The 15962-nt window shown below is 44.6% G+C and carries 12 protein-coding genes and 1 tRNA gene; all 13 read right to left on the bottom strand.

Features of this window, described 5'->3' with window-relative positions; all coding sequences use genetic code 11:
- Nucleotides 1–78 precede the first annotated feature (78 nt).
- Nucleotides 79–1989: a beta-N-acetylhexosaminidase gene (locus tag PAENI_RS06380; protein ID WP_149644698.1), complete on the bottom strand. Its 1911-nt coding sequence runs from the start codon at nt 1987–1989 to the stop codon at nt 79–81.
- A 62-nt stretch (nt 1990–2051) separates the two neighbouring features.
- Complete coding sequence (locus PAENI_RS06375; RefSeq protein ID WP_262495534.1) at nt 2052–2912, bottom strand: carbohydrate ABC transporter permease; 861 nt, start codon at nt 2910–2912, stop codon at nt 2052–2054.
- Nucleotides 2913–2968: 56 nt separating this feature from the next.
- Nucleotides 2969–3841 (bottom strand): carbohydrate ABC transporter permease, encoded by an 873-nt coding sequence (locus PAENI_RS06370; protein WP_149644697.1) that lies wholly within the window; start codon nt 3839–3841, stop codon nt 2969–2971.
- Between the two features lie 32 nt (nt 3842–3873).
- Nucleotides 3874–5205, bottom strand: a complete 1332-nt coding sequence (locus PAENI_RS06365; RefSeq protein WP_149644696.1) for an extracellular solute-binding protein — start codon at nt 5203–5205, stop codon at nt 3874–3876.
- A gap of 105 nt (nt 5206–5310) precedes the next feature.
- A complete protein-coding gene (locus PAENI_RS06360) occupies nt 5311–6855 on the bottom strand; it encodes a response regulator transcription factor (protein WP_149644695.1) in 1545 nt (514 codons plus the stop codon).
- A gap of 36 nt (nt 6856–6891) precedes the next feature.
- Nucleotides 6892–8673, bottom strand: coding sequence for a sensor histidine kinase (locus PAENI_RS06355; RefSeq protein ID WP_149644694.1), 1782 nt, complete (start codon nt 8671–8673; stop codon nt 6892–6894).
- 309 nt (nt 8674–8982) lie between these two features.
- Nucleotides 8983–9055: transfer RNA gene (locus PAENI_RS06350), tRNA-Lys, on the bottom strand.
- 599 nt (nt 9056–9654) lie between these two features.
- A complete protein-coding gene (locus PAENI_RS32180; RefSeq protein ID WP_223178912.1) occupies nt 9655–9792 on the bottom strand; it encodes a hypothetical protein in 138 nt (45 codons plus the stop codon).
- Nucleotides 9793–10200: 408 nt separating this feature from the next.
- Nucleotides 10201–12390: a 1,3-beta-galactosyl-N-acetylhexosamine phosphorylase gene (gene gnpA, locus PAENI_RS06340; RefSeq protein WP_149644727.1), complete on the bottom strand. Its 2190-nt coding sequence runs from the start codon at nt 12388–12390 to the stop codon at nt 10201–10203.
- A gap of 31 nt (nt 12391–12421) precedes the next feature.
- Complete coding sequence (locus PAENI_RS06335) at nt 12422–13261, bottom strand: carbohydrate ABC transporter permease (protein WP_149644693.1); 840 nt, start codon at nt 13259–13261, stop codon at nt 12422–12424.
- Nucleotides 13258–14148, bottom strand: coding sequence for a carbohydrate ABC transporter permease (locus tag PAENI_RS06330; RefSeq protein WP_149644692.1), 891 nt, complete (start codon nt 14146–14148; stop codon nt 13258–13260). The genes PAENI_RS06335 and PAENI_RS06330 overlap by 4 nt, the downstream gene beginning before the upstream one ends.
- Nucleotides 14149–14244: 96 nt before the next feature.
- Nucleotides 14245–15585 carry an ABC transporter substrate-binding protein gene (locus PAENI_RS06325; RefSeq protein ID WP_149644691.1) on the bottom strand — a complete coding sequence of 447 codons (1341 nt, stop codon included), beginning with the start codon at nt 15583–15585 and terminating at the stop codon, nt 14245–14247.
- Nucleotides 15586–15770: 185 nt separating this feature from the next.
- On the bottom strand, nt 15771–15962 hold a 192-nt coding region (locus tag PAENI_RS06320), incomplete at its 5' end, for an S-layer homology domain-containing protein (RefSeq protein WP_149644690.1).

Below are 15962 nucleotides of genomic sequence, written 5' to 3'. Positions count from 1 at the left end.
TACAAAAAACGGAGCCCCTAACCATCACTTCATGACCAGTACCATTGATTTCAATTTGCTTGAGAATAATTCTTCAACCTAGAATGGATTGATCACATGGAAAAAGACGTTTGGCGACGCCATGCGGTAATAATAGCTGCACCAGCCTGCACCTTTGTCGGTGAAGCGGTTCGTCGTGCTATACAGCAATCGTTCCTGCTCCAGCTCCTCAATCCGTTCGAGCTTTCCGTCCGCATATTCTAACAGCCTCATGCTCGCTGTATCCAGCCGGCTTACAACGCCGCCGTAACGAATATCGAGCACCTCCCAGCCGAACGGTTTGAACATCGATAGCCATTGCTTCCGGTGTGCGGCGCGAAGATTTTGCACACCCAGCGAGATTTCGGGCAAAATATCCTCTGCAATCCGCCTAAGCACTGCCTTGTCTCCACTGTCATAAGCCCGCTTCAGCTCAAGACCGATTTCGCTCTTCTGCTTCAACACCGCACACAGCTTTTGCGGCACCTCGAACAAGTAATCTAGCTCTGCCTCAGCTTTTCTGCGGCTAGCAATTTCACCTTCCGCCCATGCATAATGAGCCGCCATATCTAGCCCATCAATCTGTTTGTCGAACAGCCCCAGCAGTACATCCTGATACAACAGAAACTTAGACGGATTGCTCTGCTTCTGATTATTTGGTGCAGCTCCCGGTGTCTCGTCCAAATACTTCAGCCCCATGTAAGCGTCCGCCTCGATGCCGGTGCAGAACCGAACGCGCTCGGCCAGCGCCTTGTCAGTCGGCGTCGACGAAGAATAAGCATGCTCCGCATAATACTGCAAGCCGAGCAAAGCGATGTACGGATTGCTCTCCATTCCGTCGTCACCCCACATCGTCGCATAAACTTCCCGGATACCTTCCTTCTTGCATACCGTCAGCGCTGCATCGGTCGCCGGCAAGGATAGCCCGTAATTGACGCCGAACGTATTGAATACCCACACAGCACCCGCAAAAATAAGATTATTGCCGAGCGGCCGGTGTTTGGCGATCAATGTTTCGTAGTCCTTCTCCTCGACGTGGTTATAGTCCCAGTAAACCATATCTATGTCCTTAGGAATGCGTCTCGACATATCCTCTGATATTTGCGTCTCATGGCCATAATAATCTTCACCGTTAGCTGAAGCCAGCTTCAGGAACATATCGCTCCACATCATCGGTTTCAACCCTAACCGTCGAGTTACTGCGAGCACCCGCTCCAGATGGCCTGTCATGATATCAAAACGGTTCATATGTCCATTGCGATCCAAAAATTTACCGCGTCCAAGCTCTTCCGCTTCATCCATGCCGATGTGGATTTTCCGGCTGCGGAACGGCGCGCTAATGCTGACAATCATATTTTCGACCAGACGATCGGTCTTCTCCGCTCCAACTAGCAACGCGCCTTTTGTATCTTTATATTCCTTTACTGGCTCCCATTTCAAAAACTCCTCCAAATGAGCCAGTGTCTGAATGCTCGGGAACGCTTCAATGCCGAATTGATCGGCGTAATCGTCGATTTCCTTCAACTCCGCCGCCGAGTAACGGCCGCGCATATAGCCGAAATAAGGCTCGCCTTCTATCTCGTAAGTGTCTTCCAAATAGAGCATGACGCTATTCAAGCCCATCAGCGCCATTTTGCGCAGCATAAACTTGAAGCTTTCAACGGTCAGCACTCCATTGCGCGATAAATCAAACATCGGACCGATCGCATCGAATTGTTGTTGCTCTGTAATTTGAAATTGCTCTCCGCCACTAATCTTCTGAATCAACAGTCCCAAGCCGCGGAAGAACTGATGTTTAGCACTATAACGAATATAAGCGCTTTTACCATCATAACCAACTTCCAGTTCTCCTGAAGACGGTTCTATTAAAACGGGAATTCCATCCTCCGACCATTCTGACTTAAGTTCGGCAAGCAGCAACTGAAGCCCTGATTGAAGCTCGCTCAATTCTCCTATAAAATGTAACTTCACTATCAATCCCTCCACAAGAATGAAATATATATAAAATCACATCAAAAACTCGATCAAGGGTGTCAACCTTTGACCGAGCCTGCAACCATGCCTTTCATAATATGCTCTTGGAAGATCAAAAAGATAAGGATGGTTGGTATTGCAGCAATAAACATCGCACCCATCGTTAAGCTGTAGTCCGTTCCGAATCCGTCGGAGAAGAGCGACAAGCTGAGGGGCAGCGTCTTCAGCGCTTGAGAATTAATAAAGACGAGCGCGAAGGAAAAGTCATTCCAAAACCTCAAAAATGCAAGAATTGTAATCGTAGCGACGATCGGCAGGGACAACGGGAAAATGATGCGTCCGAAGATTCCCCACCAGCCGTTGCCGTCGATCATCGCCGCTTCCTCTACTTCTCTCGGAATGGATACGATGTAGGACATTCCAAGGAAGATCGCAATTGGTAATTCAAATGCCGTATACGGTAGGATGAGTGACCAGTACGTATTCAGCATCCCGAGCTTGTTCATGAAAATAAATAATGGAACGAGTGTGCTATGAATTGGAATGAGCATGCCTAGCAAGAACAATCCTTTTACAACGCCACTCAACTTGAATGGGAACCGGGCAAGCACATAAGCTGCAAGCATGCCGAGCACAATGGTCAGCAGCAGTGCTGAGAGGGTAACAATTGTAGAGTTGAGCACCGCCCGGCCCATATTTCCGAGATCCCATGCCCGGGTTATATTGTCGAACTGCCAATGCTGCGGCCAGGAATAGGGACGATTGAAAAATTCCTGATTCGACTTGAATGCACTTATTCCTAACCAGTATAGCGGATACAATGTAATTATGGCATAAAATAACAGGATGATTTTCGCAATTCCGGAAATCGGCTTACGCCACAGCGAGCCTCTCATCTTCTCCGACCGAGCGTCTATCATTGCTTGCATAGCGATTCACTCCTTCATCGGCCGGGCTAACATTAGCCGACCGCCCATTAGCCGCGTCTCTTCGTGATGATATGATTTAGGCCAATGAGCACGGCGCTAATCAGAATAATCATTGTGGATACCGCAGAGCCGTAGCCGTAACGGTATACCGTAAAGGTGTTATTGTACATATATGTGGCGAGCAATTCTGTCGATTGTGCAGGACCGCCGCGCGTCATGACGATAACATGGTCGAATGCCTTCAAACTTCCAGATATGCACAGTACGATGGTTACAACAACTGTTCCCCAAATCATCGGGAGCGTCACGAAAAATAGCTTTCTCCAGGCTACCGCCCCGTCGATCTTCGCAGCATCTTCAATTTCTGAAGAGATATTTTGGAGTGCAGCGATGAAAATGATAAGATACGGGCCGATATTCGCCCAGTTAATCGGGATCGATACGGCAAACATATTGATTTTAGGATCGTCTAGCCAAGGTCGGCGCCAAGATTCCAGTCCCAGCGTCTCCAATAATTGATTCAGCAAACCGATTTGCGGGTGATAAATATAGCCCCAGATGAGACCGACGACGACTGTAGACAGCACCATCGGGAGAAATACGGCGGAGCGCATCAACCGATTGAACATCGTGTTCTTGAGCAAGAACAATGAAAGCAGCAATGCGACCGATACTTGACCTATTACTGCTGAGACAACAAGGATCAGGTTGTTTTTCAGTGCTCTCCAGAATACTGGATCCTCTAGTATCATTCGATAATTATCCAACCCGATAAGCTTAGCAGCACCGAGTCCCTTCCACTCAAAGAAACCGTAGTAAGCTGACCAAAAAATCGGGACGATCGCAAAGATGATAAAGATGAGTAGTGCAGGAAGCAGCGCCATGATGACGAAGCTTCTGCTGCGCAATGATGCAGGCATGGCGACAGCCTCCTTTACGTACTTTTGTCTGATTACTTTTTAGTCGAACGCGCTTGCGCATCCTGCAGTTTTTTAGCTACATCCTCCGGCTTACCGCCCATCATAAGCTCTTGAAGACCGTTGTTGATCACCTCGCCTGCTTCAGCAGATAAATAGGCGTCATATACTGGCGTAATTTCAGAATTCACAGCCAATTCATAAGCTTTGAAGTAAAGCGGGCTTACTTTCGACTTATCCAGTTCTACTTTGTACATAACCATTGAGTTGCTTTCTGCGATCGCCTTTTGGCCATCCGGTCCGCTTACTGCGTAGATCAGATCAAGCGCTGCCTGCTTCTGTGCGCCTTTTGTATTTTTGTTAAGCGCAAAGCCAGCGCCTGCGCCACCGGAAATCGTATTCGGTTTGCCTGCTCCACCTTCTATGCCAGGCATTGTTGTGACTTCGATAGGTGCCAACTGCTCAGGAGTTGCGGATGCTGCAAGATTCGTAAGCGACCAAGCGCCGTTAATCATCATAGCTGCCTTGCCTTGAATGAAGTATTGCTCTGCTTGCGTGTTGTCGATGCTATTTGCGCCATCTTGAAACGCTTTATTGTCAACGAGCTCTTTGTACTTGCCCAAAGCATCAATGAACACAGGATCTGTAAAAGACGCTCCATCTTGAGCTGCAGCTTTCAAGAACCATTCCGTGCCCGTCACACGGTCAGCCAACGAACCGATAATCGTCGATTGTGCAACCCACGGCGCTTTATTGCCAAGGGCAATCGGAGTAATGCCGTTGTCGTTGAATGTTTTAATTGCAGTCATCATCTCTTCCCAAGTAGTCGGCACTTTTACACTATGCTTCTCGAAAAGATCTTTGTTATAATACATGAACGAAGTTGCGGACATACCGAGCGGCGCGGTGAAAATTTGTCCTTTTTCAAACTCATAGCGGTCGAATGCCCCTGCCAAGAAACTGTTCTTCCATTCTGGGTATTTATCCATCAACTCTGTAATCGGTTGAAGCTTACCGGCATCATAGAACTCTTGGGATTGGCTGCCCGCATATACGAAAAATACATCTGGCATTTCATTTGCCGCAGCCACCGTGCTTAGGCGTTGACGATAACCGTCAACCGGGATCGCTTGCGCGTCTACCTCAACGTCTGGATGCTCCTCTTTATACTTGTCAATCAGGTCTCTAACCGCTTTGGCACGCAGGTCGTCACCCGCGAAGTTATGCCATATTGATATTTTCGTTTTTTCTCCAGAGCTTTTGTTGTCTTCATTGCTCTGCTCCTTTTTTCCGCTATTGTTGCAAGCGGTTGCCAAAAGGGCAATCATCAAGATAATTGTCGTTACAAACGCAAGTCTCTTCTTCATTCAAATATTCCCCCTTTAGTAATAACCCTAGTATAGATAAGACAGACGAGAAGTCGTAGGGGGGAAAATTAAGCCCATACGGGGGGTATTTTCACCTTCGTCGATTCATCTTGAACGGTATTGCGAAGGAGTTTCGCCACTGTAACGCTTAAATAGCTGGTTAAAATGCTTCATATCCTCGTAGCCTACCCGCTTAGCGATCTCGCTCACCTTCGCCGGCGTTTCCTTCAACAAACGGCTAGCCCATTCCATTCTCGCTTCCGTTACATACTCAATATAGTTTTTACCTGTTTCCTGTTTAAACAGCTTGCTAAAATAGTTCGGATTCATATGTACGCTTGCCGCTACTTGCGCCAAAGACAAGCTGTCTGCAAGATGCTCGCGTATATAGGCTACAGTTCGGTCAATGGCTTCATTCCTGCTGCCGTTTAATCGTTCATACTGCGCATGGATCGCAAGCAGCATCTGCTGCAAAGTTTCTTCTGGGTTCGCAGTAAGCAGCTTTATGTCCAACTGTTCAAGCTGTGGAAGCTTCGGCATCGATTGACCAACGGACGCTGCTGCACGCTCTAGCCAGCGGTACCCCCCAACAATCAAGGAATGTAAATACGCTTGAACGGAACAAGGCGTCGCTTCCGCATCCTGTCTAATGCTCGCCAGTTCACCTTTAATCCACTGTTTTACGACCTCTCGGCTCCCGCTTCTCAGAACGGCGGTTAGCTTACTCTCCACTTCTTCCGTACAAACGGTCTGCATTCCTTTCCGATCTTTAATATCCTCATAGGCCAGCATTCTTGCTTCCTCTGCCAACCAGCGGTACGAGGCGGTTTGTTCGGCGGTGCGAAGTGACTCCCTCAGTTCTACCACGTTGCTGGCCCATACACCGCATGCGGCAAAAAAAGGCTGGCAATAAACGCGCTCCGCCCGCTCCATCGACGCCTTAACCAATCGCTTCGCGCCCGGCTGCCCCCTGCGGAAAATAAGCAGCCATCCATTTTCCCAATCCAGAATGACACAGCCAAGTGAATCCCTAATCATCGCAGTCGCCTCATTCATTTCACTTTCCGTCTCCTCCTTCATTGTCAGTGGAGACGCTGATGTCACTAGCCATAGCTCTAGCTTCTCCATATCCGATCCTAGCCTCAGCTCAGGATAATAGATCAACAGTTCCTCACTTTCACGCTCCGTCAGGAGATTGTCCCCGCGAAGAAACCGATCCAGTTGCTTCCAACGGAACGCCGTTTGATGGATGGCTTCTTGAAGCACGGCCTCCCGTCTGCTGACGATACGCTGCTTCACGCGCATAACCGCAGTCATGATATCGCCAGGACGGCTATTTTTAAGCAAATAATCACTTATTCCTTCCCGCATCGCTTGCTGTGCATATGCAAAATCATCGAATCCAGACAATATAACAATTTCAATGTAAGGAAAATTCCGCTTAACCTCGCGAGACAATTCCAATCCCGTCATTCCCGTCATCCGAATATCGGTTAGAATGATGTCAGGACACTCTATCGGAATGCGCATCAGCGCTTCCTCTGCAGAAGCAGCCGGCGCGAGCAGCTCAATGCCATTCTCTTCCCATTTAATAACCGTGCTAAGGCCGGTCCTAATAATGACTTCGTCATCTACAATTAACAGCTTCATGTGCACATTCTCCTTCCTTCCCACAAAGGTTGCAGCCTATTTGATTTCTGATTGGAGCGGTATAATCGTAAAACTAACTTTAGTGCCGCTTCCTTCTACGCTTTCGATCCGTAAACCGGCTTCATGCCCATAATGAAGCTGCAGCCGATTATGAACGTTGCGCAATCCGTAGCTGCTGCCTGCCGAGTCATTATTCTTCAGCGGATCAATGCCCAAGTTTGCGCTTACCTTCTCCCTCAACAGCTCCAATCTTTCCCTGCTCATGCCTACACCGTCATCTTGAACAATAAAGGTTATACGCTCTCCCGCTGACGCCGCTTTAACGATAATGCTTCCTTTACCCTCTCTTTTCAAAATGCCATGAATCATCGCATTTTCAATTAGCGGCTGGAGCAGCAGCTTCAGCATTCTCATATCGAGCAGTTCCGCCGGAATATTCGCCTCGTAATCAAATTTATCTGGATATCGAATGGACTGGATCTTCACATAATGATCTACATGCAAAATTTCTTGGCTGATTGCACAATATTCCTGTCCTTTATTTAAGCTGAAACGAAGAAAATCACTCAATGAGCCGACCATATCTGCAATTTTTTCGTCTCCCTTCATTAGTGCCATCCAGTGGACTGACGATAACGTATTGTATAGAAAATGCGGATTGATCTGCGCTTGAAGCGCCGACATATCCGCTTCCTTCTTCAACGCTTCGTTGTGCTTCACCTCATCGGTTAGATTAATAATTCGCGAGCTCATCCGATTATAGCTAATAATCAGTTGTCCAACCTCATCGATCGATGTGACGGGCAGCGTCGGCAGCGGTTCGTCTGGGCTGGAATTCCTAAGAAACTTCGTTAATGCAGACAACGGTTTCGTCACCTTTTGAATAAGTACAAGTACAAAAGCGATGACAAAAAGCATGGAAATGCTGACTGCAATTGCAGTTAACGTTAAAAAATACTGGTTCTGCGCTCTGTAAGCTTTTGCCGGAATGATGCCTACGAGCCTCCAGTTAACATTCGGCATCTGATAGTACAGTACGGTACTCCGCTCCTCCGCTTCTCCGTAATCGAACGAACCCGACTTACTCTTGAAATCAACTATTCCGGGAAAATAATCGTTCAAGTTCTTGTTAGTCGAATACCCTTCTGGCCCAGCCAATATCCGATTTTGTCCGTCCAACAGCAGGGCGACGCCTTCACCCTCTAGTCCAGCTTGCTTTAAATGGCTAGAGATAACCGATTGTGTCAAGCTAATTTTAAGCATGCCGATATCGTAATATTTTGATGTGCTGCGAATCGGCCGCGACATCGTTATGACATCCTCTTTGCCGTCCGATGTAACGAAGTGATGCACCGGTGACCACCATTTAGGATATTCCTCATAATAACTGGGATATTCGTTCTGAATATCGGTCCATTCTGATTCGAGGACGGATCTGAAGGAAACCGACGGCTTATTATCTTCATTCGATTCGATCATGACATTGGCGATATATGGTTTGGAAATCGATAATGTTGTAAGTAAATTAACGATCGAGGTTTGCTTTAGCAAATCGTGTTCCGGTGTTTTCAAATAGCTTTGGACATCAGGGTGGCCGATGAGGAATAGTGATAGATTCTCGACATCGCTCACCATATTTTCCAAATAGGCACCAATTTGCCGAAGCGTGTTCATGCCTGAACTTTTCGCTTTCTCTTCCGTTAAGCTTTCAGCAATATAATAGGAGAACAGTCCCAGAGACAACACCGGTACCAATACCGAAATAATAATCAACAAGCTCAGCTTCTGCTTTAACGATTTACCTAACCAGTTTTCCATCGTATCCTCCGTTCAGATTACCTTTGTGCTCTGTAGCTAAATTGTAGCTTTCATGACTTCCAGAAAACTTGTTTGCGCTTTCATAATAACCTAAGTCGCTCGTACCGACTAGAGTCTATTGTTGACTTGATGAAGCATTGCCTGGCCTTGAGGTGCAGATTATCATAATCTCCGTCCGAGAGAGAGCACTGAATCTTACCTCAGCGCAAAAAAAATAGACCGCCTTCTCGCAAAGGAGTATGGTCTATTTTCTAGCAAAACCACTTCACAAACAACAAAAAAAACGGCATTTCTGCCGTTTCTTTAGGATGGACTCTCAGGGGCTCGAACCCTGGACAAATAGATTAAGAGTCTGCTGCTCTACCAACTGAGCTAAGAGTCCATATGAGTTTGGTGGAGCCAAGGGGGATCGAACCCCTGACCTCATCGCTGCCAGCGATAGAGATGGTTTAAGTTACAGTAGACAGATGTAGGAAGAATCCTTATTAAGTAAGGATCTTTCCCCACTGCGTGTGATCTATTCTGTTCATTTATGACGCTTGGTGACGATTTTCGTCTCCAGTTCGTCCCCAAAAATTATAATATGTTTCCTCACTCTACATGTGTGGAGTAGACAGTGTGAACAATTTTATACGATGAGCTCCATCAAATGAAAGCCAGACCACGGATGATCGTGGTCTGGCACTTGTTTTTCAAACTACTGGTGAGCATATCTACAAGCTGAGGTGAAAATATAAATTCCAACCCTAACTCTACCCAATAATCTTAACCGCATTCTCTTTAATCTTTAATCTGTGTAACCATCTCTACAAGTCTTCGTTGCTTCGTCCCGTCAAACAGCTTGATGAACTCTGCGGCTTATCAAAAGCGGCTTAATCAGTTCAGACCCATTGTCGATATAACCGTTCTGGACTATGTAATCAATAACCTTTTTGACAAAAAAATTTGCCCCAGACTCAGCGAATGGTCATTGATAAATTCCTAAAATGCAGCCGTTGGTGCTTCATACTCCAGCTTGGAAATTTTGCGCACCTGCACGCCAAACGGGGTATCCTTGAATTCTCCAAAGAGATCATTACGAAGCCTTGTCCCCCGATACAATTCGCTTGGAAAAATCACCTTTATACTGAGGATACAGTTTATCAAATCGATCTACGAGGTACTGTGAGGTGTTTTTTAGTCTGCGCAAATATAATCGTTTTCCCCAGCCGGTCTCCACCTGACAATTTGATACCCTAGGTTATTAGATCCTCCAGCACTCGATCCACGGTTGCCTGATTAAAAATAAAATCGAAGCCATTCGTCAAATAAATTAAGTCAAAATTGTGCTGTCACCATACTGAATATCCATAGGACTGTCTCTACACTAAGTGGAAGGTGATCTGACTGCAAAAGGATGCTGAATTCGTAAAAGCACAATAAGATGTCAGCTTCCTCTCTTCACTCAGCAAACAACAACGCTTGGGCATGATGAGCCCAAGCGTTGTTGTTTATATTTAGCCGGATTGAGATTACCTCTGTTCTATGTTAATAACAACCAAACTTATTTATCGAGCTATTAGTTAAACTATCCACCCTAAACCATTCATGACCGCCCGGTTTAAGCTCAACCTCAATATAGCTCTCAGCATTTTTATACAACTTCGTTCGTTGCGGATCCAGTGAGTTGTTAATGACGACTCCCCAGCCAGTTTCCAAATAAACGGCGCATTCCGTTTCTACATTATCACAATACCACGACAACATCTCATTCTCTGCACTTGCGGCCCAATAGATCGATCGAAGCAGTAAGCGGCTATTTGCCGGTGAGTAAGGTAATCCTGCAATATAAACGCTGCGTCCTTTCCCAAAACTATTCGCCGCTACGGCAATGTCGCCTCTTTGCATTTGAATGATTTGCGTTTGCTCACTTACACTGCGAATAAATTCAACTTTCTCTCCACAATCAATCGGTTTAACTTGTCCCCCCATAATGAAGTGATCGCTCGTATTTTCTTGATCATACTTAGTGTAGCTTAAGGTGTAGCCTATTTCTTTATCCACACCCAGCACATCGCTCATCTGAAAAAAACGCCCCTGATACATAAACGCACTTGGTTCGCCAATTCCAATAAAGCCGCCACCGTTATAGACAAATTGTTTCAAGCAAGCAATGATTGCTTCATTAGCCCAATAATCGTCGCCGCTCCATGCGGTTCCTGCATCCCCGGCGTTCAAAATGACTCCTATATCTTCCGGTATACCCGACTCTAGCACATCATCAAAGCTAATAAACTCAACATCAACTGCTAATCCACTTAACGACTCAAGCATGCCTAGATAGCTATAAATTTTTTTGTACCAAAGAGCATGGGCGACCATCGTAGTCTGCCAAGAGCGAAGCTTGCCCCAAGAATTGAGCACTGCTACTTTAAACTTAGGCGTATATGCCTTCGTACCGTTCATTCGATCATACAGGGTCCGAAATTCCTCACCTATCTGTTCTACACATGTTATAAAGTCAGGAAATGAAGCAGCCAAGCTCAAATAACCGCCATAACCGATTCGGTCGACTGGTTTTCGTAGAATTGCTCTTCTCGCCTTTACCCAATTATCAATTGCTTCAGCCGTTGGATTGCCCCCCTCATAGAATACATCTGGGAAAAAGTACGGAAGAAAACGGCCCTCTGTATATTTCATACCAGGTATATCGGATATCATTCGCAACGTGGCACCATTACCAACAGAGCCTACCACAGCGTCTAGCCCAGTAGACGGAAACAGATCGCCATAGGGTTCAGTACCGATCCAATTGTCACCCAGAAACATTATCGCTTCACGTCCTGCTTGATGGGTGATGTCAACTAATTCCCGAATCTGTTTACAGACAAATTTATGTTGAAATTGCATCCAATCCCGATACTGTTTGCTCGGATTGCGGAAAGGCGTATTATGATACCCCTGATCAACAAGAAACTCTGGACGCATCCCGTAACCATACTCTGCCTCAAATTGCTCTAACGCTAGCGGACTAACTGTCGTCGAATAGCCAAACCAATCAACATACTTCTCCTTTGCTAACTCATTAAAGATTATGGTGAAGTGATAGAAGAAGGTGGTAAAACGTACTACGTCAACATGCTTGTTTGCGTCGAGCCAGTTTTTCATATACTCTGTGATATGTGCCCATGTTAGCGAATGACGAGCATCATACGGAATCTCATGAGGCTTATCTCCCCACTGATTCGTTATATGATTGTACATCTGGGTCTGATCCCAAATTTGCCAGACTAGAAATGTAACGGTATAGCTATGGAATCTGTTCACCTGATGGAGGGTAATAATTCCTGTTAGTGGATCGACACTCCAGCTTTCAGGATCCACAATTTCTCCTGTCGTTCGGTTGATGACTTCCCACCATCGCTTGGAATCATGATCATAATCTACTTCAAGCTGTTCCCGATAATAGCCCTTCATTAGCTCAATTTGCAGCGACTCCTCGACAGCCGTAATATGGGGCGTCATAATGTACATTTGCTGACGTTGATCGGGATGCTCGTGTGCCCACAACTGATCATTTCTTGTCGGGAAATACGTGGAATAGACTTTCATCTTCATCTCCTGCAACTGGTCAGGCAGGTCCGTTCCATCACTATTCCGTACTGCATCAGCTCCCCATCGCTCAAGAATGTCTTTCAATAAATCGTAATCCATGCCTGCTTCTATGGGTACTGTCATTCGTCCTTTGCTGCTCAACTATCATCCCTCCTTATGATTTCACTGCGCCTGCAACGATACCTTTGAAAATGTACTTTGAAAACACAAGATAAATCACAAGTGTCGGTAACATAACCAATATAATCGCAGCGCTTAAATAATCCCAACTTCCAAACTTTGAACTACTAAAATACATCAACGTTGTAGTCAACGTTCTTAGTGCGCTTGACGGCATATACAGATATGGAACATACATATCATTCATCACATCAACCGCTTTAATAATTGCTAATGTTGCAGTTGCCGGCAGTAGAAGTGGGAAGATCATTTTATTGAAGACTCTAAAGTATGAGCATCCATCAAGCATCGCACTCTCGTCCAATTCTTTGGGAATACCATTTATAAACTGCGTATAAATATAGAGCTGTACCAGATTCGTTGCTGCATAAATCACTATCGGAGCCCAAATTGTATTATAAAGTCCAAGATTTTTAATAATGGTAAACCGTGAAATTTCAGTAATCATACCGGGCATGATCATACCTGCTACAAAGAGACCGAGTATGATCTTCTTCAAGCGAAATTCAAATCTATTGATGGCATAGGCAGTCATTGTTCCCAATAGAGAATTAATGATGACACCGACTGCAATAAGAAATAATGAGTTACCAAATCCCTGTAGAAACTTTCCCTTTTCCAGTACAACTTTGTAGTTATCGAAATCAAAGCTTGCAGGCAACTTTAGAGCAAATTCAGAGCCAATTTCCACCGAAGTTTTAAATGAAGCGAATAACGTTATAAGCAAGGGGATGAAGATAATCATACAAATCATAATTAGAATAAAATACAAGGCAAGCTTTTTGATAGGGATTGCTAAACGAGTCGTCGTCATTCCTCACCAACCCCCTTAAGGTTGAACAGCCTGCTCTGTACACCATTCAGGATTATAATGAGAATTAACATCGTAATGCCCATCGCAGAAGCCATACCGAAGCTGTTAAATTTAAAGGCCGTCTCCAGGGTATATAATGTGAATGTACTACTCGCATGACCCGGACCGCCCTGTGTCATAATATACGGAATATCGAACACTTGTAGTGCCCCAACGATGTTTAAGAACAAAATAACCTCTAGTACCTTTTTCACACCTGGAATGATAATATACCAGAAATTCTGAATGTTGTTGGCACCATCCATTTTTGCTGCCTCGAATTGATCCTCAGGAATGGATTGTAAGCCGGCTAGGAATAAGATGACATGGAAGCCTGAGAATCGCCAAATCGATACAAACACTAAGCTAAGGTTAACTATAGACTCATTCGTCAACCAATTCTGTATGAGCGACTCTAGCCCAAGCACTTCAAGAATGCCATTTAAACCACCATTAATGGGACTATAAAAGAAGGCGAATATATACGAAATAGCAACCCCATTGATAATGTAAGGCATGAATATGATGGACTTAAAAAACTTGCTGGCACGAATCTTACTATCCAATAAAACCGCAATCGCTAGTTCAAGCGGAATCATAATTAAATGAAAAATGAAATAGATGCCGTTATTGCGAAGTGATAGCCATACATCTGATGAATCCGTAAACATCTTAATGTAATTGTCGAAACCTATATAAACTTGCTGGGTATTCACTCCATTCCAATCGGTAAAACTTATTCTGACAAGCTCTATAAGCGGGTAAAGCACAAACATCAATAGCAGCAATATAGGAATCAATAAAAAACTGAATAACAGTATGTTTTTCTGCATAGAAATCGTTTTCATTTCTATCCCTCCATTCCCTTTCTATATAAGGAAAGTGGCCTCATCTAAATGGTAGCCACCTTCCTCATTACTCAACTTTCGAATTGAGATTTATTTTTATTTGGAACGAGCATTTTTCCAACTCTTATTCATTTCCTGCATCATCTTATCGAAATCCTTGCCTGACATCATGTCCTGCCCCATTTTCTTCACATCGAACTTAATCGCCGATTCAATTTTCTTATAATCCTCATTGCCGCCTTTATTAAGCACATAATTCAGATTTGATACGTCAAAAGCACCATCGAACATTGTACCTAGATCAATCTTTACATCCTTCACTGTCGATTGAAGTTGAGCCTCGGTCAAATATTTAGAATACCATGCATCACTGAAGAACCAGTTAATGAATTCTTTCGCTTCATCTGGATACTTCGAAGATTTCGGAATTGTAAAGAACGTATCTACCATGGAAATCGTATTGAATGGCTCATCTACTGAATTTCGAACCGGCAACAAGAAGGCACCTACATCATTGATATCCACATCCGTCATCGATTTCAAATCACTGCCGAACCATTGACCAAGAGCAATCATCGCCGCTTGATTGGAACCAAACATCAGCTTGGATTGATCAAAGCCAACACCAAGTGGATCAGGGCCCATTACTTGAGCATCGTACAGCTCCTGAATTTTCACATAAGAATCATAGAAAGCTTGGCCTTTCGAAAAAGGTTCATCTATCGTCGCCATAGTTGACCAGTAATCCCCATCTCCTGCTTCAAGAGAAGGCATAAATTCGTTGAAAGGATAATCCGGCCATGCGTCTTTACCACCCATGGCAATCGGAATATATTTGCCACCGTCTTTAATCGTTTTAGCAGCAGTTACAAACTCTCCCCAGGTCTTTGGAATCTCAAGTCCATATTCCTTGAAAATACCCTTCCGATACCAGACATATTCATTGAATTGGCTTTCGGGTACACCATAAATATGATCACCCACCTTGAAATCAGCTGCGAATAAATTGTTCTTGGCTGCTTCTAAGTCATCAAGAGGCAAAATATTATCCTTGAAATTAATCAGCCATGCTGATTTTAGTGGCAAAATATCTGGCAATTCGTTTGCTGAATTCCGGATCTTCATCGTATTTTCATACTCCGTATCCTTTAACAGCTCCAATTCAATGGTGACATTGGGATGTTCCTTTTTGTATTCGTTTACAAGGTCAAGCTTTGCAAATAAATCCTCCGTAATCGTTGACCATATTGGGAATTTTAATGTAACAGGATCCTTCTTTTCTTCTTTCTGCTCCTGCTGAGTATCCGGCTGAGTAGTAGATTGTCCCTTATCAGCAACCGTTTCCCCTTTAGCACAACCTGTAAACAATGGAATCGTTAAGGCAGAAATCATGATCATACTTAGTAAGCGTGTAATACGTGGTCGAGCATTATACATTTTACATTCCCCCAATACTTATTTGATGCAGGCTATTACTCATCTGCTGCTTACATCATAGCCCTTCCGATAAGAGACCTGAATGATAAAACATTAGAAATCATGATATAGTTTTGGCTATCGATCTCTTGAAGAAGGAAGAAGATCCCCTGCACTAGAGCAGATGATCTTCTTCGAAGTTACTTCTATTTTTTTGAATTAAGCATTGCTAGAATCAAAGTGACTGCTTCAGCTCTAGTGGAAGAGGCATTTGGATTAAATTTGCCATCCCCATTCCCCTTAATTAAGCCTGCTTCCGCTGCTGTTGCCACATAAGGTCTTGCCCATACTGGAATCTGGTCAGCATCATCAAACGTCAGTGTTGCCTTTGGATTCAC

It is taken from the genome of Paenibacillus sp. B2(2019) (assembly GCF_008370385.1).
Classification (GTDB): Bacteria; Bacillota; Bacilli; order Paenibacillales; family Paenibacillaceae; genus Paenibacillus_AQ.
The sequence above is the reverse complement of the archived record's forward strand: the minus strand, read 5'-3'. Positions and strand labels throughout refer to the sequence as shown.

What these genes read in the sequence shown, in the direction of transcription:
- PAENI_RS06375 (WP_262495534.1), bottom strand. Translation starts at nt 2,912, where the DNA reads ATGATAGACGCTCGGTCGGAGAAGATGAGAGGCTCGCTGTGGCGTAAG.
- PAENI_RS06370 (WP_149644697.1), bottom strand. Translation starts at nt 3,841, where the DNA reads ATGCCTGCATCATTGCGCAGCAGAAGCTTCGTCATCATGGCGCTGCTT.
- PAENI_RS06365 (WP_149644696.1), bottom strand. Translation starts at nt 5,205, where the DNA reads ATGAAGAAGAGACTTGCGTTTGTAACGACAATTATCTTGATGATTGCC.
- PAENI_RS06360 (WP_149644695.1), bottom strand. Translation starts at nt 6,855, where the DNA reads ATGAAGCTGTTAATTGTAGATGACGAAGTCATTATTAGGACCGGCCTT.
- PAENI_RS06355 (WP_149644694.1), bottom strand. Translation starts at nt 8,673, where the DNA reads ATGGAAAACTGGTTAGGTAAATCGTTAAAGCAGAAGCTGAGCTTGTTG.
- gnpA (WP_149644727.1), bottom strand. Translation starts at nt 12,390, where the DNA reads ATGACAGTACCCATAGAAGCAGGCATGGATTACGATTTATTGAAAGAC.
- PAENI_RS06335 (WP_149644693.1), bottom strand. Translation starts at nt 13,261, where the DNA reads ATGACGACGACTCGTTTAGCAATCCCTATCAAAAAGCTTGCCTTGTAT.
- PAENI_RS06330 (WP_149644692.1), bottom strand. Translation starts at nt 14,148, where the DNA reads ATGAAAACGATTTCTATGCAGAAAAACATACTGTTATTCAGTTTTTTA.
- PAENI_RS06325 (WP_149644691.1), bottom strand. Translation starts at nt 15,585, where the DNA reads ATGTATAATGCTCGACCACGTATTACACGCTTACTAAGTATGATCATG.